The organism is Brachybacterium sp. SYSU DS0246 (genome assembly GCF_059391765.1).
In genome coordinates, this window is record NZ_JBZXYT010000043.1 from 1 (window position 1) to 19,393 (window position 19,393).

15 protein-coding genes are annotated in these 19,393 nt (G+C 72.3%); 1 reads left to right on the top strand and 14 read right to left on the bottom strand.

Features of this window, described 5'->3' with window-relative positions; genetic code table 11:
* Positions 1–255: 255 nt before the first annotated feature.
* From murQ to AC5020_RS15945, 6 genes are all read right to left on the bottom strand, one after another.
* Positions 256–1,206 carry an N-acetylmuramic acid 6-phosphate etherase gene (gene murQ / locus AC5020_RS15920; RefSeq protein WP_464988988.1) on the bottom strand — a complete coding sequence of 317 codons (951 nt, stop codon included), beginning with the start codon at positions 1,204–1,206 and terminating at the stop codon, positions 256–258.
* Positions 1,207–1,208: 2 nt separating this feature from the next.
* On the bottom strand, positions 1,209–2,771 hold the full coding sequence (locus AC5020_RS15925) for a sodium:solute symporter (protein ID WP_464988989.1): 1,563 nt from the start codon (positions 2,769–2,771) through the stop codon (positions 1,209–1,211).
* A 1-nt stretch (position 2,772) separates the two neighbouring features.
* Positions 2,773–4,074 (bottom strand): anhydro-N-acetylmuramic acid kinase, encoded by a 1,302-nt coding sequence (locus AC5020_RS15930; protein ID WP_464988990.1) that lies wholly within the window; start codon positions 4,072–4,074, stop codon positions 2,773–2,775.
* 131 nt (positions 4,075–4,205) lie between these two features.
* On the bottom strand, positions 4,206–5,693 hold the full coding sequence (locus tag AC5020_RS15935; RefSeq protein ID WP_464988991.1) for a gluconokinase: 1,488 nt from the start codon (positions 5,691–5,693) through the stop codon (positions 4,206–4,208).
* Positions 5,694–5,955: 262 nt separating this feature from the next.
* Complete coding sequence (locus AC5020_RS15940; protein WP_464988992.1) at positions 5,956–6,510, bottom strand: copper chaperone PCu(A)C; 555 nt, start codon at positions 6,508–6,510, stop codon at positions 5,956–5,958.
* Positions 6,511–6,633: 123 nt separating this feature from the next.
* A complete protein-coding gene (locus tag AC5020_RS15945) occupies positions 6,634–7,650 on the bottom strand; it encodes a LysR family transcriptional regulator (protein WP_464988993.1) in 1,017 nt (338 codons plus the stop codon).
* An 89-nt stretch (positions 7,651–7,739) separates the two neighbouring features.
* On the opposite strand from AC5020_RS15945, the gene AC5020_RS15950 reads away from it, so the two are divergent.
* Positions 7,740–8,057 carry a hypothetical protein gene (locus AC5020_RS15950; RefSeq protein WP_377804731.1) on the top strand — a complete coding sequence of 106 codons (318 nt, stop codon included), beginning with the start codon at positions 7,740–7,742 and terminating at the stop codon, positions 8,055–8,057.
* Between the two features lie 87 nt (positions 8,058–8,144).
* Here the strand turns inward: AC5020_RS15950 and AC5020_RS15955 are convergent, their stop codons facing one another.
* The 8 genes from AC5020_RS15955 to AC5020_RS15990 form a co-directional block, all read right to left on the bottom strand.
* Positions 8,145–11,726, bottom strand: coding sequence for a S41 family peptidase (locus tag AC5020_RS15955; protein WP_494564450.1), 3,582 nt, complete (start codon positions 11,724–11,726; stop codon positions 8,145–8,147).
* A gap of 40 nt (positions 11,727–11,766) precedes the next feature.
* Positions 11,767–12,651: a hypothetical protein gene (locus AC5020_RS15960; RefSeq protein ID WP_464988995.1), complete on the bottom strand. Its 885-nt coding sequence runs from the start codon at positions 12,649–12,651 to the stop codon at positions 11,767–11,769.
* Between the two features lie 35 nt (positions 12,652–12,686).
* Positions 12,687–13,649 carry a hypothetical protein gene (locus tag AC5020_RS15965; protein WP_464988996.1) on the bottom strand — a complete coding sequence of 321 codons (963 nt, stop codon included), beginning with the start codon at positions 13,647–13,649 and terminating at the stop codon, positions 12,687–12,689.
* 218 nt (positions 13,650–13,867) lie between these two features.
* Positions 13,868–14,935 carry an LLM class flavin-dependent oxidoreductase gene (locus tag AC5020_RS15970; RefSeq protein ID WP_464988997.1) on the bottom strand — a complete coding sequence of 356 codons (1,068 nt, stop codon included), beginning with the start codon at positions 14,933–14,935 and terminating at the stop codon, positions 13,868–13,870.
* Positions 14,936–15,061: 126 nt separating this feature from the next.
* Positions 15,062–15,505, bottom strand: a complete 444-nt coding sequence (locus AC5020_RS15975) for a VOC family protein (protein WP_464988998.1) — start codon at positions 15,503–15,505, stop codon at positions 15,062–15,064.
* Between the two features lie 351 nt (positions 15,506–15,856).
* A complete protein-coding gene (locus AC5020_RS15980) occupies positions 15,857–16,759 on the bottom strand; it encodes a DUF559 domain-containing protein (RefSeq protein WP_464988999.1) in 903 nt (300 codons plus the stop codon).
* Between the two features lie 380 nt (positions 16,760–17,139).
* On the bottom strand, positions 17,140–17,661 hold the full coding sequence (locus AC5020_RS15985; RefSeq protein WP_464989000.1) for a ferritin: 522 nt from the start codon (positions 17,659–17,661) through the stop codon (positions 17,140–17,142).
* Between the two features lie 208 nt (positions 17,662–17,869).
* Positions 17,870–18,919 carry a LacI family DNA-binding transcriptional regulator gene (locus AC5020_RS15990; protein WP_377804722.1) on the bottom strand — a complete coding sequence of 350 codons (1,050 nt, stop codon included), beginning with the start codon at positions 18,917–18,919 and terminating at the stop codon, positions 17,870–17,872.
* Positions 18,920–19,393: the final 474 nt, after the last annotated feature.

Below are 19,393 nucleotides of genomic sequence, written 5' to 3' on the forward strand. Positions count from 1 at the left end.
TTTTTAAACTCACAAAATACAGCGCACAAACACCGGCGTGCGGGGGGGGGTGGGGGGCGGGCCCCCCCCTCTCGGGGGGGCCCGGGCCCGCTCAGCTACACCTTTTTGCCAGCCAGCCAGCCAGCCAGCGGGCCACCCGGCTCAGCCAGCCGGGTACGGCTCAGCCAGCCGGGCAGCCAGCCAGCCGGGCAGCCAGCCGGGCAGCCAGCCAGCCGGGCAGCCGGGCCCGGCTCAGCTGGGCCCGGCCCGCCTGGCTCAGCCGGCCTGGGCGGCGGCGATCGCGTCGCGCACCGAGCCGTCGTGCTGCTCGAGCAGCTGTGAGGCCTCATCGACCGGGACGTCGGCCAGGGCGGTGACGATCGCGGTCTTCAGCTCCCCGCCGGTGTTCTCGAGCAGAGCCCGGGCCGCGGCGTCCTCCAGGCCGACGGCCTCGCGCAGGATCCGCACGGTGCGCTCGCGCAGCTTCGCGTTGGTGGCCACCACGGAGACCATGAGGTTCTGCCAGGTCCGGCCCAGGGCGATCATGGTGGCCGTCGAGAAGCCGTTCAGCGCGAGCTTCTGCGCCGTGCCCGCCTTCAGCCGGGTGGAACCGGTGACGACCTCCGGACCGGTGTCCAGCAGCAGATGCAGCTCGGCATGCTCGGCGAGCGGCGCGCGGGGGTTGCTGGAGATCAGGGCGGTCAGCGCCCCGGCCTCCGCGCCCGCTTCCAGGGCGCCGCGCACGTAGGGCGTGGACCCGCTCGCGGCGATCCCGATCACCACGTCGTCGGCGCCCAGCCCTTCGGCGTCGCGCCGTCCGGCCTCGGGGGAATCCTCGGCGTTCTCCACGGCGCTGACCAGTGCCTCCGGCCCGCCGGCGATGTGGCCGACGATGCGACCCGGTTCGAGCTGGAAGGTGGGCAGCAGCTCGCTGGCATCGAGCACGCCCAGGCGCCCGGAGGTGCCGGCGCCGAAGTAATGCACGGTGCCGCCGCGACGCATCCGCTCCGCCGTGGCATCTACCAGTCGTGCCAGGTCCGGCAGGGCGGCGTCGACCGCGTCCACCGCCAGGCGACTCTCGTCGTTCAGCAGCCGCAGCACCTCCTGGGTGGGCAGGTCGTCGAGGGTGCTGCTGCGGGGATTCCGCTGCTCCGTGGGCGGCAGGGCGGAGGAGTCTCCGCCGCCTGGCGGCGTGGATTCCGGGGCGCTCGGGCGTGGAGTGGTCATGGTCAGCGGGTCCTGTCCTCGGAGGTGGGCGTATCGGCGGGCGGTGGCCCACCGGCCGCGGGGGTCCCGGTCGGGCCGTGGCCCGCCGGCTCGAGCGGTGCCGGCCGCGGGGGATGAGTGAGCGAGAGCAGCCCGCCGACGATGCAGGTGACGATGACGCCGAGCAGCGGGTACCACTGCCAGGCCACCCACACCTCGCCGGTCACGTACTTCTCCATCACGAAGAAGAAGGCGTTGACGGCCACGGCGAGCACGAAGGCGATATTGGCGTCGCGCTTGTCGGCCCGCTTGTTGACGATGCCGAACACGAACGCGCCGAGCAGCCCGCCGTAGGTGATGCCGGCGACGCCGAGGGCGAGCACGACGATGTTGCCCTCGTCGGAGCGGAAGAAGGTCGCCGGGGCGATGAAGGCCAGGCCCCAGCCGATGGTGGCCCAGCGGCCCACCCGCAGCCCCTGCTGGTCGGTCAGCGGGGTGCGACGCAGCCGCCCCACGACGTCGGTGACCGTGGAGGAGGACAGCGCCGACAGCGACGAGGACAGGGTCGACATCGCCGCGGCGAGGATCCCGGCCAGCAGCAGCCCGGAGATGCCCGTCGGCAGACCCTCGACGATGAACAGCGGGAACACCTCGTCGTCGCGGGTCAGGCCCATCTCCTGCGGGGTGGCGTGGTCGTAGTAGCCCCACAGGGCGAGGCCGACGACGAGGAAGATCGCGAACTGCACGAAGACCATCACCCCGGACCAGATCAGGGCCTTCTGGGCCTCGAGCTTGGAGCGGCAGGTCAGCAGGCGCTGGACCACGAGCTGATCGGAGCCGTGGGAGGCCATCGCGAAGATCGCGCCGCCCAGCAGGGAGGGGATCAGGGAGGCGTCGTCGCTGAGCGGGTTGCCGGCCAGCACGAACATCTGCGTCTTGCCGGCCTCCGCGGCGTCCCCGAGCCATCCCAGGCCCAGGGTGGAGGTGACCACCACGATGGTCAGCAGGCCGCCGGCGACGTACAGCAGCATCTGGACCACGTCGACCCACACCACGGCCTTGATGCCGCCGATGAACGTGTAGGCGATGGTGACGACGGCGAGGACGACGGTGATCACGAAGTAGTTCGTGTGCAGGCCCAGCCCGTCGAGGATGACCTTCAGCGGGATCGCGGCGGCCAGCACGCGGATCCCGTCGGCCAGCAGGCGCGTGAACAGGAACGTCACCCCGGCGGTGGTCTGGGTGCTCGATCCGAAGCGTTTGCCCAGGTAGGCGTAGGCGGTGACCATCTCGCCGTCGTAGTAGCGCGGCAGCATCACGAACGCGACGACGATGCGGCCGACGATGTAGCCGATGCCGAGCTGGAGATACGAGATGTTCCCCAGGTAGCTCATCACGGGGATCCCGATGACGGTCAGGGCGCTGGTCTCCGTGGCGACGACGGAGAGGCACACGGCCCACCAGGGCAGGTTGCGCCCGCCCAGGAAGTAGTCCTTCAGGCCGGACTGGCGCCCGCTGAGGCGCAGGCCCAGCCAGGCCGTCGCGACCAGGTACGCGACGATGACCAGGAGGTCGAGGATCTGCATGTCAGGTCTCCTGCTGAGGGGTCGGGGACGTGGGGGAGGGGATCGGGGCGGCAGCGGGGGAGGAAGCGGGCTCACGGCCGGCGCCGGTGCCAGGTGCGGGAGCGGAGCCGACGACGCGCAGGCGCCGGGGCGACCGTGGCAGCGGGTCGGGCAGCTGCAGGGGCCTCGCGCCGGGGCTGAGGCGGCCGGCGATGGTGGCGTGGGAGGCGCCCGTGGCCGAGGGGAGGGTGCCGGGCAGGCCGTGCCAGGTCAGCCAGCCCAGCAGCGCCATCAGGCAGGCTTCCTTCGCACCCTCGGGCAGGCCGAACGCCTCGTCGGTGGTGGCCAGCGAGACGCTCTCGCCCAGTTCGGTGCGCAGGGCGTCCATCAGCACGGGATTGCGGGTCCCGCCACCCGAGGCGACCACCGCGGTGACGCTGTGCTGGCGGCTGGCGTCGGCCACGGTGCGGGCGGTCAGGGCGGTCAGTGTCGCCATCACATCGAGCCCGTTCACGTGCGGATGGGCGCGCAGGCGCTCATCGAGGTAGTCGGCGTTCAGCTGCTCCTTGCCGGTCGACTTCGGCGCGGGCCGGGAGTAGTAGGGGTCGGCGAGGAAGCGGCTCAGCAGGTCCTGGTCCACGGTGCCCTGGGCCGCGAGAGCACCGTCGGCGTCGCAGTCCAGGCGGCCCTCGCTCAGGCGCGAGGCCATGAGATCGATCAGGGCGTTGGCGGGGCCGGTGTCGAACGCGATCGTCTCGCGACGGTCGGCCACCACGGTGAGGTTGGCGATCCCGCCCAGGTTCAGCAGGGCCGTCGGCTCCTCGGTCCCGGCCAGCAGCAGATGGTCCAGGATGCTCACCAGCGGCGCGCCCTGCCCGCCCGCGGCGACATCCCGGGAGCGCACGTCGCTGAGCACCGGCGCGCCGATGCGCTCGGCGATCCAGGCGGGCTGGCCGAGCTGGAGCGTCGCGCTGACGCGACCGTCGGCGACGTCGTGGCGGACGGTCTGGCCGTGGGAGACGACGAGGTCGCAGGTCAGGCCGGTGCTCGCGCACAGCTCCTCGACGGCCCCGGCGCACATCTCGCCCAGCCGGGCATCGACGCTGCTGACCAGCGACAGCGGCACGTCCGACGGTGCCAGCAGGCGCAGGATGTCCGCGCGCAGGCCGTCGGCGAAGGGGACCTCGCGGGAGGCGAGCAGTTCCATCGCCAGGTCGTCCGGGCGCCCGTCGGAGAGGTGGAGATCGACGAGGGCCACGTCCAGGGCGTCGGCGGAGGTGCCTGTCATCAGGCCGGCGATGATCACGGGTGCTGGCCTTCCCATGCCATGGTGATGCTCCTCTGCGTCCCTGCCCGCGCACGAGGCAATCGGGCGCCCTGCAGGCTACCGGTTTCCGTGCCCCGGGCGACGCTCATTCTCCGGCGCCGCCGTCACTCCGGAGGCTGCCCCCCGGCTCAGGCCAGGTCGGCCAGCTTCTCGAAGCGCTCGAGCCGCTCGCGGTAGTAGTCGGTGTGCGCGGCGACCGGTTCGACGCGGCGCAGCACCGGGACCTCGGCGATGTCGGTGCCGGGGGCGGCCTCCTCGAGCGCCATCACCGCGGCGCCGCGCATGGTCGAGCGGGAGACGGCGACGTGGTCGATCGGGGCGCCGAGCGCGTCGGAGAGCAGATGCAGCCAGCCCGGGACCGCCTCGGTCATGCCGCCGGACAGCACGATCCGCTCGGGATCCCCGCTGGCCTCGCGCAGCTGGTCGGCGATGCGCAGGAAGGTCAGCGCCACCCCTTCGAGCGCACCGCGCAGCATGTCCTCGGCGGTGGTCGAGGCGCTGATGCCTGCGAAGATCGCCCGCGAGGAGCCGCGCCACTTGGTGCCGCGCTCGCCGGAGAGGAACGGGATCACCAGCGGGGTGCCGGCCTCGGGCGGGACGGAGAAGAGCGTCTCGGTGTCGGTCTCGGTGATGTCGGTGGGGATGGCGAGCTGGGTGCGTGCCCAGTCGAGCACCCGCCCGCAGTCGCTCATGGCGGAGCCGACGAGGGTGCGGCGGTCATCGACGCGGTACGCCCACAGCCCGCTGGGCAGCGCCTGGATCTCTGTGTCCAGCAGCTGGCGGATGGCGCCGGAGGTCGCGGTGGAGATGCCCCAGATGCCGGTGCCCAGGGCGCCGATGCCCATGTTCGCGGCGAGACCGTCCCCGATCACCGGCAGCCACACGGCCCCCTTCAGCACCGGGAACTCCGTGGCCAGCGGGGTGCCGGCGACCGGCAGGGCGTCGGACGGGTTCAGCGGGGTGCCCATCTTCTCGGCATCGACCCCGCCGGCATCGAGCAGCTCGGGCACGTACTCGCCGGTGCGGCGGTCGATCATGCCGGACCACGCGGCCGAGGCGGTTCCCAGTGCCGGGGTGCCCAGCAGCTTGAACGCCACGTACTCGCCGAGCGCCATGAAGTGCGCGGTGCGGGCGAACACCTCGGGGTGCTCCTCGCGCAGCCAGGCCAGGCGCGGGACCGTGTAGGAGGAGTGCAGGCGGGCGCCGGTGCGCTCGTGGAGGGCCTCGATGTCCAGGGCGTCGGTGAGGGTCGCGACCTGGGCATGGCAGCGGGTGTCCGCGTAGGTGATGCACGGGGTCAGCGCTTTGCCGTCGGCGTCGACCGCGATCAGCGAGGACGCGAAGGTGTCCACGCCGATCCCGCAGATCTCGCCGGGCAGCGAGCCCTTGAGCACGGTGCGCAGGGCGGTGCGGATCTCGTCGACGATCTGGTCCGGGTCGATGATGCTGGTGCCGTCGTCGCGCACCGTGAACGAGTGCGCCTCCTTGTGGGTGCGCTTGGCGACCTCGCGCCCGCTGGCGTCGTAGACGGCGGCGCGGGAGCCGCCGGAGCCGACGTCGAGGCCGACGACCAGGGGGCCCTGCGCGTCGTCGGTGGGAACGTTGAATCGAGGCACGGGGTTACTCTCCTGCGGGGTCGGAAGCATCGCCCGCGCCGAGCCGGGCCGCGATGCCGCGAACTGACCGCCGAGCGCAGGGGCGTCGGACCCAGGATAGGTGGCGGCGGCGTGTGGCCGCTGGCGCGGCCACGGGTTGCCACGGTGACCGCCGTGAGGGCGCCCGTCGCACTGGTGTCGTCCCGTCCCGCTGGTTCCGCTCTGTCCCGCGGGTTCTCAGCGGTCCCGCTGGTTCCGCTGGGACTGCTCTGTCCCGCCGGTTCTACTCGGTCCCGGAACGGTCCTCGACAGGCGCGGTGAACTGGTGTTCGGTGCCGTCGGCGAACGCGAGGGCGACCTCGACCTCATCGCCGGGCTGGAGGGGCTCGGTGAGATCCATCAGCATGAGGTGGTTCCCGCCGGGCTCGAGCACAAGCTCCTCTCCTGCGGGAAGCGGGAAGCCGTTCTCCTTCACCGGCATGCTCTGCCCGTCGGAGCTGCCGGGCGCGCCCGCGTGCAGCTGCACCTCGCCGGCGGCCGGGCTCGAGGCCGCGACCAGGACCAGATCCCCCTCGGTGCCGTTGGTGAGGGTCCCGAAGACCGCGCTCTGAGACGGCATGGCTCTCGCCCAGGGGTCGTTGACCGAGAGCGTTCCGGATCCGGCTCCGCCGGAGTCCGACACCGAGGTCTCTCCGGTGGTGCCCTCGCCCTCGCGCGGAGCGCCCGCGTCACTGCAGGCCGCGAGCGTCCCGGCGGTGACGGAGAGGGGGATGAGGGACAGCAGAGCCGTCCGGCGGGACAGGCCGGTGCGGAGCCGGTGGGAGCGAGGGGGAGGCACCGTCCTATTGTGCTCCCCCGGGCGCCCGAATCGCGAAGCGTCCGACCTGACTCGGGGGCGTGACCTCTGGGTCGCGGGGAGCGGCGCCGCATCGTGCCCGAACGCGGTGTGGGACGGGGCGGCTCAGCCCCCGGGAGCCGACGCTGCAGCGGGCTGGTCCGGGACGACAGCCGCTACCGGCGGTCGCGGATCGCGTCGATCGGTCGACGTGCTGCCCAGGTAGATCACTCCCGGGATCTCCTCGGCGCGCATCGCGGCGACCGCGTGGATCCGCTCGACGATGTACTGCACGGCCGGGTTGCGCGAGGTCGCACGGCGCACCTGCACCCGCAGCCGGCGCCGCGGTGCGGGCGGATCGAGGGGGATCGCGACCACGTCGGGGCGCATGTCCCGCGCGATCACGGAGGGCTGCACGCTGACGTAGTCGCCGCTGGCGACGAAGCCGAGCACGGTGGAGTAGTCGTTGGGATTGACGTCCACGCGGGGGGAGAATCCCGCGGCGCGGCACGCCGAGCAGATCCGGTCGAACCAGTACGAGTCCAGCGGGTCGTCGGTCACCCACGCTTCCTCGGCGAGCTCCTTGAGCAGCAGCGAGGGGCGCCCGGCGAGCGGATGGCCCGCCCCCACCAGGGCCACGTACCCCTCCTCGAGGATCTCCTGGTACTCCCATTCCGCGGAGGGCCTGGAGGGTGCTTCCCCGTCGCCGACCACGATGTCCAGCCCGGAATCCTCGAGGACGCCGTCCCCCTGGCAGTCGCGCAGGGTGAGGTCGAGGCCGAGGTCGGGGTACCGGCGGCGCACGTCACGGGCGAGTTCGGGGATCCAGTCCCCGGCGATCGAGGTGGCGTAGCCGAAGCGCAGCCTGCCGATCCGACCGGAGCGGAGGTCCTTCGCAGTGCGCTCGACGGCATCGAGCGCGTCCAGGGCCGGCCCGGCCTCGTCGGCCAGGAGCCGCGCGTGCGCCGTGACGTGGATGCCGCGACCGGACCGCTCGACCAGTTCGAGGCCCGTCTCCCGGCGCAGGCTCGTGAGGTGCTGGCTGATGGCCGACGGGGTGTAGCCCAGCGCCTCGGCGCTGGCACGGATGCTGCCGGTCTCGACGACCGACCGCAGGACGCGGAGCTTGACGGGATCGAGCATGCCCCGACCGTACCGCGATTCAGCGGCACTGAACAGTAGGGTGCGAACCATCGCTTGTCCTGAACCGTCGCCGGGCTGAGGATCATGGCATGACCTCAGCACTGATCGGCATCGGCCTCATCCTTCTCATCGCTCTGATCACCGCGGTGCTCGGCACCGTGACCCGACTGCTGGCCGGCGGCATCGACGGCCCGGACGCCTCCCGCGGGGCGCCCCTGACCCTCACCGAGCGGATCGCCCGCGGCGACGAACGGATCGCCCGCGACCTCCGCCCCGACGAGACGCACCCCGTCGCCCGGACTGCCGAACGCGACGCGACGACGCGGGCGGTCGCGGCCTTCGGCCCCGACAGCCGCCAGGAGCTGGCCGTGCGCCACCCCGAGATCGTCGTGCCCACCCTGCGGTGACCGCGGCCGCCGGCACCAGCGCCGATAACGCTCGGGGCCGGCATCCGCCACCGGCGCCGCGGCCCCGGGTGCCGACGCGCCGGTCGTTCAGCTCTGTGCCGCCGGGCCCGATCCGAACCGGGGCGCGGGCAGCGGGGGAGCGGTCGCGGCCGGGTGCTGCTCGAGCCGGGCCAGAGCCTCGGTGACCCCGCGCTCGATCTGCGGGTCCTCCCCGGCGACCCACGCGTTCGGCGGCAGCGGCACCTCGATGTCGGGCTCGACACCGTAGTTCTCGATGCCCCAGCCCTCGCCCTCGAACCAGCTGGCGTACTTGGGCTGGGTGATGCCGGTGCCGTCGACCAGGTCGAAGCGGCCGTCGATCCCGATCACGCCGCCCCAGGTGCGGGTGCCGATGATCGGGCCGATCTCCATCGCTCGGGAGACGGCGCCCACGATATCCCCATCGGACCCCGCCTCCTGGTTGGTCACCAGCACCACCGCGCCGCGCGGTGCGAACTGAGGGTAGGTGCCCGGCCTCTGGTGGCGCGGATAGTCCCAGGACAGCACGCGACGGGCGAGGCGATCGGTGACCAGCTGCGAGGTGTGCCCGCCGCTGTTGTAGCGCACGTCGACGACCAGGCCCTCCTTGGTGGTCGCCTCACGCAGGTCGCGGTGCATCTGCGCCCAGCCGGAGGAAACCATGTCCGGGATGTGGAGGTAGCCGAGGCGGCCGCCGGAGAGCTCATCGACCAGGGCGCGGCGCGAAGCGACCCACGCCTGGTAGCGCAGCTGCGAGTCGTCGGCCAGGGGGAGGACCGCCACCCGGCGCTCGGCGCCGTCACGGGCCAGCACCAGCTCCGTCGGCCGGTTCGCCGAGCCGATCAGCAGGGGCTGGACGCCGTCGGGGCCCACCTCCCGGCCGTCCACGCGCACGATCGCATCGCCCACCTCGGCCGCCACGCCCGGAGCCAGCAGCGGCGAGCGGGCCTCGGGATCGGAGGAGTCGCCGGGCAAGATCGAGGTGATCACCCAGCGACCCTCGCGCTGCTCGACATCGGCTCCGAGATAGGCCGGGAGCATCGGCGGATCCGCCTGGTAGACCCCGCCCATCACGTAGGCGTGGGACGTGCCGAGCTCGCCCAGGACCTCCCACATCAGATCCTGGAAGTCGTCCTCGGTGACCAGTCGCTCGATGACCGGGTCGTACCAGGAGGTCATGGCGTGCCAGTCCATGCCGTCCATGTCGGCCCGCCAGTACTGCTGGGCCATGATCCGGTAGTTGTCCCAGAGCATGCCGCGGCGCTCGGCGACGGGGTCGACCGTCAGCCGCAGGCGGCCGGTGTCGATCGGGATGCGGGCCGGATCCTCGTCCTCCACCTTGCGGTTCGAGGGGACCTTCACCCAGCTCTCGCCCTGCTTCATGACCAGGGATTCGCCGTCGCCGGAGACCGCGAGATCGACGACCCCTTCGGCCAGCACGGTCAGCTTGCGATCGGCCAGGCTCCAGTGCTCGAGCGTGGGCCCGGGCTCCTCGCCCTCGACCCCGGCGCGCGCGGTGCCGAGCACGCCCTGCTGGGGATGGCGCAGCCACACGAAACCGCCGCTGACCGCGGTCAGGTGCGAGTACGTGCCCGAGACGACGGGGAACGGCACCAGGCGGTCCTCGACGGCGTCGAGGTCGACCCGGGTCACCGGTGCCCTGTTCGCGTCGTCGGCCCCGGCCGGAGCGGTCGAGGTCGCCGGGTGCGAGCCATCCGCGGCCGACGGGGTATGAGCGGGCCGGGCCGCGGCGGATCCCTCGGCATGCGGAGCCGCCGCCCCGTCGGCCTGCGCGGCGGGCTCCTCGCCGCCCCAGCCGTCGGGCAGCGGCCCGAACGGGTCGGCGGTGCTGCGCTCCAGCGGGATCAGGAAGGGGCGCTCGGCGTTGACAAAGCCGAGGTCGAAGACCATGTCGTCGTAGACGGTCTCGAAGGTGCGCATGGACAGCAGCGCCAGGTGCTTGCCGTCCGCGCTGAAGGCGGGCGCCGAATCCTGGTACTTGCCCGAGGTCAGCGCGCGGCCGGTGGGCTCAGGATCCTCGGTGTCCGAGATCATCAGGCGGCTGAGCATCCACGAGTTCGGCTCGGTCCACACCAGCCAGCGGCCATCCGGCGACCAGGCCAGATCCGCGACCTCGCCGCCGCTGGAGCGGCCCACCTCGCGCACATGGTCCAGGTGCGGCACGGCCGGCGCCGCCTCGCTCTCCTGCTCCCACGGGGAGACGCCGCCCGTGCCGGAGCCACCCGCGCCCGTGCTGTTCGTGCCCGCGCCCGCGCCGCCGGGACCGGTGGCGTCCGGCGTCGCCGCGCCCGTGGAGGTCGTGGCGGGGTCGACCAGACCGCGCAGGGTCACCAGGCGCACCACGTTGTCGTGGCTGGAGATCGCGATCTTGGACCCGTCGGGCGAAGGGACGGCGTGCAGGATCCGGCCCACGTCGCCCAGGTCGAAGCGGATCTCCTCGCTGCCGCCGTCCAGCCGGGACAGAGCCAGCACGTCCGAGCCGACGCCGCCGTGCTCGCGATCCGAGAGCGCCTCGGCGTCGCTGACCATGAGGGCGAAGGGGGAGCGCCCGAGGGGGCGAACCTCCCGGATGCGCACGCCGTCGGCCCCCGCGAGCAGCCGTGCCGGGCCGCCGCGGTGGGTGAGGGCATGGGCGCTGCCGCGCCACTCGACCACGCTCGAGCGGGCATCGTGCACCGGCCGCACGGCCAGCAGGTTCTCGCTCGGCGAGACGGGCCGGGGGACGCGGGACGCGCCGACCCCGGAGGCGAGGATCTCGACCTCGCGCGGCTCGGCCTGCAGCGAGTCCAGGGCGAACAGGCGGCCGCGGGAGGAGTACACGATGGTGCTGCCATCGGTCGCGGGCTCGCGCAGGTAGCCGTCCTCGGCCTGCAGCGAGGTGTGGACCTGCAGGTCGGAGCCATCCGCGGCGACGGACCACAGATTGGCCGTGGCGCGGTCGTGACGGGCCGCTCCGGGCCCGGGGGTGTCGGAGGCGAAGATCAGCCGGTCGCCGTACCAGGCGATGCGCGTCTTGGAGGCGAGGATGTCCGCCAGCAGCGGCTCCCAGGAGCGTGCGGCGTGCGCGGCGGCCGGCGCACCGAGGGCCACGTCCTCGTGCGAGATCCACAGCTTCACCGCGGTCCCGCCCTGGTAGTGCTTCCAGCCGGCCTGATCGCGGCGCCACGGGGTGGCGACCACGGTGGGGCCCGACGGGTGGATCGCGACCTCGCCCGAGCGGCCCAGCGGCAGCAGCTCGGCCTGCCCCTCCAGATCGACCGCCCACAGCTGCGCATCCCGCGCGACCGGGGCGTTGTAGCTGCTCGAGGCGACGATGCGGCCGTCGGGAAGCCAGCCGACCACCTTCGTCGAGGGCCGGCCCCACGTGGTCAGGCGGCGCGGGGTGGTGGATCCGTCGGCCGAGACCACCCAGACCTCGGGGCCGCCGGAGGTGCGGGAGGTGTAGGCGACGTGAACGCCGTCGGGCGAGAACCGCGGATAGGCGACGGGGGCGCCCTCGTCGGTCAGTCGCCAGGCGCGGCCCCCGGCCAGGGGCGCGAGCCACACGTCGTTCGCGGCGGTGAAGACGACGGTGTCGCCACGGACATCGGGGTGGCGGAGGTAGGCAGCGTGAGCAGGCGTCGATGACATGGTCATCAGCCTAAGTGTGAGCGGCGGCGCAGGGGCGTGCTCAGCCGAGCGCGCCGGCGATGACGCCGTTGGCCCGGTGCAGCGAGATCGCGAGATCGGCGCGGCTGACGGACTTCTCTCCCGCCCAGACATCCTCCGCGAGAGAGGCGGGCACCATGCCCGCTGCCTCGAGCCAGGCCACATCGCGGAGCGTCGAGGCCGATTCCGGAGCTTCCGGCGCCTCGGGCAGCGATGTCGCGGCCGACGGATCCCACGTTGCTCCGTATCCGGCCAGGGCCGGGCGCAGCAGCGCCGCCAGCATCCCGGCGACGCAATCGCGGGTGGCGTCCTCCTCAGGGCGGACGCGCAGGTCGGGGTCGCCCCACACGGCGCCGCGGCCGTGCAGCCACAGCAGCGCGGTGGCGATCTCGACGTCGTCCCCGAGGTCGGTGATCAGCGCCGGCGCGGTCTCCCGCGGCACGGCCGGGGCCCCGGCGAATCGGTGCAGGGCCAGGGCCACGGCGCCGCGGGTGAGCACAGCATCGGGGGAGTAGGCGCCGCTGTCATCGGCGGGCTGGACGCCGGTCTCGTCGGCCCAGCGCATCGCCTCCAGGCCGGGCGCGTCATCGGGAACATCGGTAAACGGGCTGGTGACCGGCGCGTTGCCGGCTCCGGCGCCTGCGGAGGCCGAGGTGGCTCCGCCTGCGGTCCGGCTCAGCAGTGCCCCGGCGGTCACCGAGCTGCCGATGGCCGCCGCCGCGGTGCCGGCGACCAGGAAGGCCCGGCGGCGCAGGTCGCGGCGGGGAGCGGCGCCCCGGACCACCGTGGACTCCGCAGGTGTGATGGTGGCGGGCGGAGAGGTCGGGACCGGATCGGGCAGGCGGTCGGCGGGGGCATGAGTCGATGCCGCAGCGGCGGAGGCGTCGCTGGTGGCCGGGCGGGGCACCCGGTCCTGTCGCAGGCGCGGGGCAGGCGGTCGTCTCACAGCCACTGCAGCTCCCGCATCCGTTGCAGGATCGCCCAGCTCACGGCGAGATTTCCCCAGCCGTTGAGGTGGATGCCATCGGGTGCGCGGAGCTCCGGCGGGGCCACGTGCATCTCGAGCGCACCCTGAGTGCCCGCCTGCCCGAGCAGGCCCAGCGGGGCCAGTGGCGGGCAGCACAGGCCCTCGGCCGAGGTGAGGAGCGTGGCGAGGTCGAGGAAGTGGTCGCCGTAGCGGCGCTGCTGCTCCTCGTTGACGGCGAGCACCGCCTCGGCCGTGTCCGAGCCGACCGGATCGTAGGCCGTCGGCCACTGTCCCAGCACCAGGGTGTCGTGCTCGGGATCGTCGGCGGCGTCCCACATCCGCTGGGTGTCCTCGAGGACCCCGTCGACGTCGAGAATGTTGTTCTTGCCCATCCACAGCACCTGGCGGGACCCGGCGGCCACCTCGGCGAGGGAAGAGGTGAAGACGCCATCGGCGACCGGAGAGGCCGGATCCTCGGGCGTGAAGAACCAGGTGCCGCTCGAGCCGTCGAGCTCGCCCGGCACGCCGTCGACCGTGCCCGGGATGCGCAGCGGCCCGGCCGGGGCGAGCCCGGAATCGAGCTCGGCGCGCACACGTCCCGTCCCGGCTTCGGGGCTGCCGACGCAGGCCAGCCGCGGGGTGTCCAGGCCCCGCATCAGCAGGGTGTGCGGGGACCTGGTGGCGCCGACCCCGAAGCAGTGGACGCTCGCGGGCGCGGCAGCCAGCGCCAGGTGCTCGTGGATCCGGACGGTCAGCGGCGTGCCCTCGTAGCCGCGCTCGGAACTCATCGAGGACGAGCCCCACAGCGTCAACGGGCGCGTGGTCTCCGGGGCGAGCAGGTGGCGGGATGCCTCGGTGCCGGGAGCGGACTGGTGAGGCTTCGCGGGGAGGGGTGCGGCAGGCGCGGCCGGTACGGCGGCGATCTGCGGCGCGGGCATCGCGGTCCTCCGAAGGCGGTGCTGAGCGAGCGCCCCGATCAGCACCCGCGGACCTTCACCTTACGGGAGAATCGGTCATCCCGGCAGGGGTCGGCGGTGTGATCCGGCCGGGCGCCGACGATGCCGCGGAGGCGCGAGCCGGGGCGGCTCGGACGGTGCGGCTCGGACGTGTGGCCAGGCCGGGCCGTGGAGGCGGCGAGCCGGGGCCCTCGACAGCGTCAGGTGACGGGGTCGCCGGTCACCGGTCCCTCCGTGTTCGGCTTCCACCCCAGGTCAGGGGCGACATGCTGAGCGAAGCTCTCCAGGATGTGCAGGTTTAGCTCGACTCCTGCCTGCGAGGGGATCGTGAGCATCAGGGTGTCCGCGGACTGCACGGCGGCATCGGCCTTCAGCTCCTCGATCAGCTGATCCGGCTCGCCGACGAAGGTGCGGCCGAAGGTGGAGCGGTGCCCGTCGATGATGCCGATCTGATCGGCGCCGTCCCCGGGGCGCATGCCGAACATCAGCCGGTCCTGTTCGGTGACGACGGGGAAGACGCTGCGGGAGACGGAGACGCGGGGAGCGTGAGTGTGGCCGGCAGCGCGGAAGGCAGTGCGGAACCGCTCGATCTGCTCGGCCTGGAGGTCGGCGAACTGGGCACCGGTGGCCTCTGTCAGCAGTGTGGAGCTCATGAGGTTCAGGCCCTGGCGGCCGACGTTCTCCGCACTGTCCCGGGATCCGGCGCCCCACCAGATGCGGCGGACCAGATCCGGGGAGTAGGGCTCGAGCCGCAGGTCGGCGCCGGGGGTGACCGGGGCGCCATAGGGCTGCTGGGCGGCGCGGGCCATCGGTTCGCCCTGGATGGCCTGCATGAACAGGTCGAACTTCTCGCGGGCGATGTCCGCACCACGCGGGTCGGTGGACCCGGTGTAGCCGAAGGCCTCCCAGCCGCGGTCGGCCGGTTCGGGGCTGCCTCGCGAGACGCCGAGCGCGACCCGGCCGTCGGCGATCAGGTCGAGAGCCGCCGCCTCCTCGGCGAGGTACAGCGGGTTCTCGTAGCGCATGTCGATCACGCCGGTGCCCACCTCGATCCGCTGCGTGCGGGCGGCGACCGCCGAGAGCAGGGGCATGGGGGAGGCGGACTGCGGGGCGAAATGGTGGACCCGGAAGTAGGCGCCGTTGACGCCCAGCTCATCGGCGCCGACGGAGATGTCGATCGCGTCGTGGAGCATCTGGCGGGCGTCGAGGCCGCCCGCACCGGGGCCGTTGCCGTAGTGGCCGAAGCTGAGGAATCCGAAGGCTCGCATGATGGCTCCAACGCTAGGCGGTTATTGAATGTTCCACAACCCGTGGCGGTGTCATGGACAGTGCGGAAAGCCCGGAGCCCGGCCCCGGAGCGCTGAGCCGGAGCCGTGGGCTGTGGCCCCTCGGTCTCAGCGCTCCTGTTGCCCGCCGACCACGATCGCCCACAGCACGCCGAAGCGATCCTTGACCTGTCCGTAGTGGTCACCCCACGGTGCGGGCTCGAAGGGCATGACCAGTTCGGCGCCCGTCGAGGTGAGCTTCTCGATCAGGGCCCGGCCCTGGCCGACCGACTCCAGGCCGATCAGGTACGAGTACACGTCCGACTCCAGCGGGGGCAGCTCCTCGCCGGGTGCGGTGAGGGCGTCGCCGCCGGCAAGGGTGACCAGACCGCCGTGCAGCTGCGCGTGCGCGATCGAAGCCGGCGGCGGGGTGAACGGGAAGCCCGACAGGTCCGGGAAATCGTCGTAGGTCATGATCTGGAGCTCGCCGCCGAACACCTCGCGGTAGTACTCGAAGGCCTCGCCGGCGTTCCCGGGGAAGGTGATGTAGGGGCTGAACTGCGGAGCTGCCATGGCGATCTCTCCCGGACGTCTCGTGCCTCATCTGGCGGGGCGGCGCCTGCGCTGCGGTGCGCGGCCGTGTTCAGTGTGGCACGGGGTCGTGACGGAGCCCAGGGTGACCAGGCGGGCGAATGCAGGGCGCCTCTCACCGTCTTCGTGACCATGAGTGGGATCCCGTTCGAGTCTGCCGCGTCATCGGCACGGCAGACTCGAATGGCGTCCCGCTGCCGGTCAGGGTTCAGACCTGGATGACGTCCCCGCGGCCCAACGGCCGCGTTCGAGGGGCACCATTGTCGGGCAACGGCTGCGTTCGAGGGGCGCGCCATGACGTCCACTGGACAACGGCAGCGCAACGTAAGTGGGTCAGGCTGTCGGATCGGCCCGCAACAGGCCGCCGTGAATCAGGTGCGCACGCTTGGCGCGAGGCACGCGATGGTCGTGGCGGCGAATCATCATCAGCACGGAACGGAGTGTGTCGTCCCAGGCATTGATGACCTGCTCGTACGTCAGCCTCACGACGGTGTACCCAAGGCGCTTCGCAGCCAGATCTCGCTCGCGATCCTGGCGGTACTTCTCGGGATCGGCGTGGTACGCCAGGCTGTCGCACTCGATGATGAGCTTCTCTCCGATCAAGAGATCGACCCGACCCACCCCGGGGATCCGGACCTGAGACCGAGTGGCGATTCCTCGCCTCTCCAGCGATCGGCGAACAATCGTCTCGGTCCCGGATTCGGAGCCGGCGTTCACCGGGAAGATGGCCTGCCGATCGAGAATAGAGAGCGACCTGCTGGCCTCGGAGGCGTCCGCGGCTGTGATCAGCCCTCGGTTCATTCCGGACTCGAGGACCACTGCCGCGAAGTCGGCACTCAAGCAGTGCAACGCGTGTTCGATGGCTACCGGCAGGGGCAGAACAGGGTGGTCGTCCGGCCAAGCGCGCACGACGGGGCGATGCGGCACGACGCCCGCCACGGAGTCGCGATCGGAGCCCTGGGGGCCCAGGCGGCGGCGTGCCTCGTGGGCGCCGGGTACCGGTGGTACCCAGAATCCGTAGAGCTCCAAAGCGTCGACGCACGTCACTCGATGTCCGCGCCGCAGCGCGTGAACGACAGTGTCAGGAGTCGCCGATGTTCCGTAGAAACCTGGGCCCAGCCGCCTGAGCATCCCGCCCCGAACGAGGTTCTCGATCTCGCGGCGGTGAATCCCTGCAGCCTCGAGTTCGCGCCGAGCTCGGACGTGGACTTCGGGTGCGCGGGACAGGTCGACCATTTCGCCACCTTTTCCGAGGTGACGGCGCCGTGCCTCAGGCCAGCCGGACGTGGGGACGGAGGGTCGTTGTGGAGGAACGCTCGGGGCGGGCCTCGCGACAGACACATTCTGCTGCCCGACCATCGACGGCTGCCCGCCCATCGACGGCACATCTGACCACGAACGGGACGTCTGTCGAGGACGCCCTGCCAAAGACAAGCCGCACTCGACTGACGTGCCATTCATGGCCGGGTCGTGGGCTACGGGAACCCGATCGCGACCGCGGCGCAGGCCTGCGCACTGTGGGCACCCTATCGGGATCGGGTCGCGGAGCCGCAGATTGTGGGCCTGTGTCATGGACAGGTGTCGTGCTCCGCGCGGGGAGTCAGCCCGCGGGCGAGTCAGTCCTCGTCGGCCTCGGTGGACTGGGCGGGGCGCTCGCCCAGCTCGCGATCCAGGCGCAGCAGGCCGGAGCCGTCGTCGCCGATCAGCTTCACGCGGCCGATGATCTCGGAGACGGTGGCCTCCTCCTCGATCTGCTCGTCGACGAACCAGTTCAGCAGCGGGCGGGAGTCGTAGTCGCCCTCCTTGTCGGCGCTGCGGTACAGCTCGCGGATCGACTCGGAGACCTTCTGCTCGTGGGCGAGCGCGGCCTCGAAGATCTCCAGCACGGACAGGCCGGGCCGCACCTCGGGGGCGTGGATGGTGCCGATGGCCGCGTGGTTGTCGCGGTCCGAGACGTGCTGGATGAACTTGTTGGCGTGGACGATCTCCTCGTCGGCCTGATGGCGCAGCCATGCGGCGATGCCGGGGAGGTCCTGCTCGTCCGCCTCGATGGCGAGCTGGCGGTAGGTGATGGACGCCGCGAATTCGAGCGTGATCTGTTCCTGGAACTTCTTCTCAAGGTCATCGGAGAGCTTCATGGCGTTGACAATAGACCCGTCCGGCCGCCTTGTCAGCCATGGAAAGGCTTGCCTGACCTCGGAAGACAGGTGCGGGAGAGGGGCCGCTGGGATCCGGGGTCGGTATCGGTGGGGGCGGCTTCGGGGCGCGGGCCTGGTGTCGGTGGTGACCGCTTCTGGACCCTGGGGGCGAGGGCCGGCCGGATCGGCGGCGTGGTGGCCGGCCGCCTCAGGCTCGCAGATGCTCGGGGACCGGGCCCAGAGTCCGCCCGGGCTGGAAGCGGCCGGCGCTGAGTGCGTGCTCGGCGCCGGCGGTCTCGGTGCCCGGCGGGCCTTCGGGCGATTCCTGCGCGCGGACCAGCAGCTCCTCCATGCGTGCGACTGCTGTCCGGGCCACGTCGACGACGGGCAGCTGGACGGTGGCGAGGCCGATGAGGTCGAGCCCGTCGGCCAGCCCGTCGAAGCCGACGGTGCTGACGTCCTCGGGGACCCGCATGCCGCGCGCGCGGGTCGCCCGCAGCAGTTCCAGGGCCACGTAGTCGACCGGGCACACGATGCAGCTGAGGCCCTCGTCGCGCGCCGCATCGAGAGCGCGCACCACGCCCTGCTCGACGGGCAGCAGATCGATCGGGACGGTCTCGACGCCGAGCTCCCGGCAGTGCTCGATCAGGCTGCGCATGCGCAGGTCGAACACGCGGGAGTACAGCAGGGGAGCGACGAGTACAGCGATCCTCCGGTGGCCCTTGGCGGCGACCTCCTCGGCGACCATCCGGCCGTGGGCGCGCTCGTCGTAGCTGACCGACTCGATCTGGGGATGATCGTTGGGGCGGCCCACGATCAACATCGGCGTCGAGGTGACCGTCTCCAGGAGATCTTCCGCGGAGGTCACGCCGGTGCCCACGAACAGCCCGGCGACCCGCTGACCCATCAGACGGTTCAGCCCCTGGACCTCGGCAGTGCCGTAGTCGTGGCGGAACGCGGTCACGGAGATCAGCGTGCGACCGGTCGCCTCGACGGCACGGTTCATCTCCGAGTGCAGATGCCCGTAGGCGGGATTGGTGGCGTCCCGGATCAGCAGGCCGAGCTGGCGGCCGTGGCGCATCGCCAGCCCGCTGGCGACGAGGTTGTGCACGTAGCCCAGGCGTTTGGCCGCCTCGTGCACCTTGATCAGCGCGTCGGCGGAGACGCGCTCCCCGGCGTTCTGGAACACGCGGGAGACGGTCGAGCGCGAGACGCCCGCGGCCCGGGCCACGTCCTCCATGGTCGGTGGTCGAGTCATGGCCTTGCCTTCCCCCTGTGCTCAGCACGTATCGCGCACTCGGGAAGCTCGGCGTCGGGCCCCGCTCGGCGGGCGCGATGTATCAGCGCAGGGTAGCGCACCCGGGAGGGTCCGCCCGGGCACGCGGATGACGCCCCGGTGAAGCCTGGGTTCTCGGACAGTTGGCCAGAACGCTCCGTCGCGGAACTTTCCGTGCACGGGGGGTGAACATCCGAGGAACCGACCGCCCGACGGGCACCCGTCGGGGCCGCCCCCCCCCGGGCCCCGCCGTGGGGGGGGGGGGCCCCCCCCCCCCGCCCCCCCGCCACCAACCCACCCCCCCGCCCCCCGCCCCCGCGCCCCCCCCGCCCCCCCGGGGGCGCGGGGGTGGGGGCCCCCCCCCCACCTGCGCGGACAGTCCACGTTCACGAGCGGTTCACCGGGCTCGACGGGCAGTGGCGCGCGGGCCGGGGGCTCTTTACGGTGAGGGCCGTC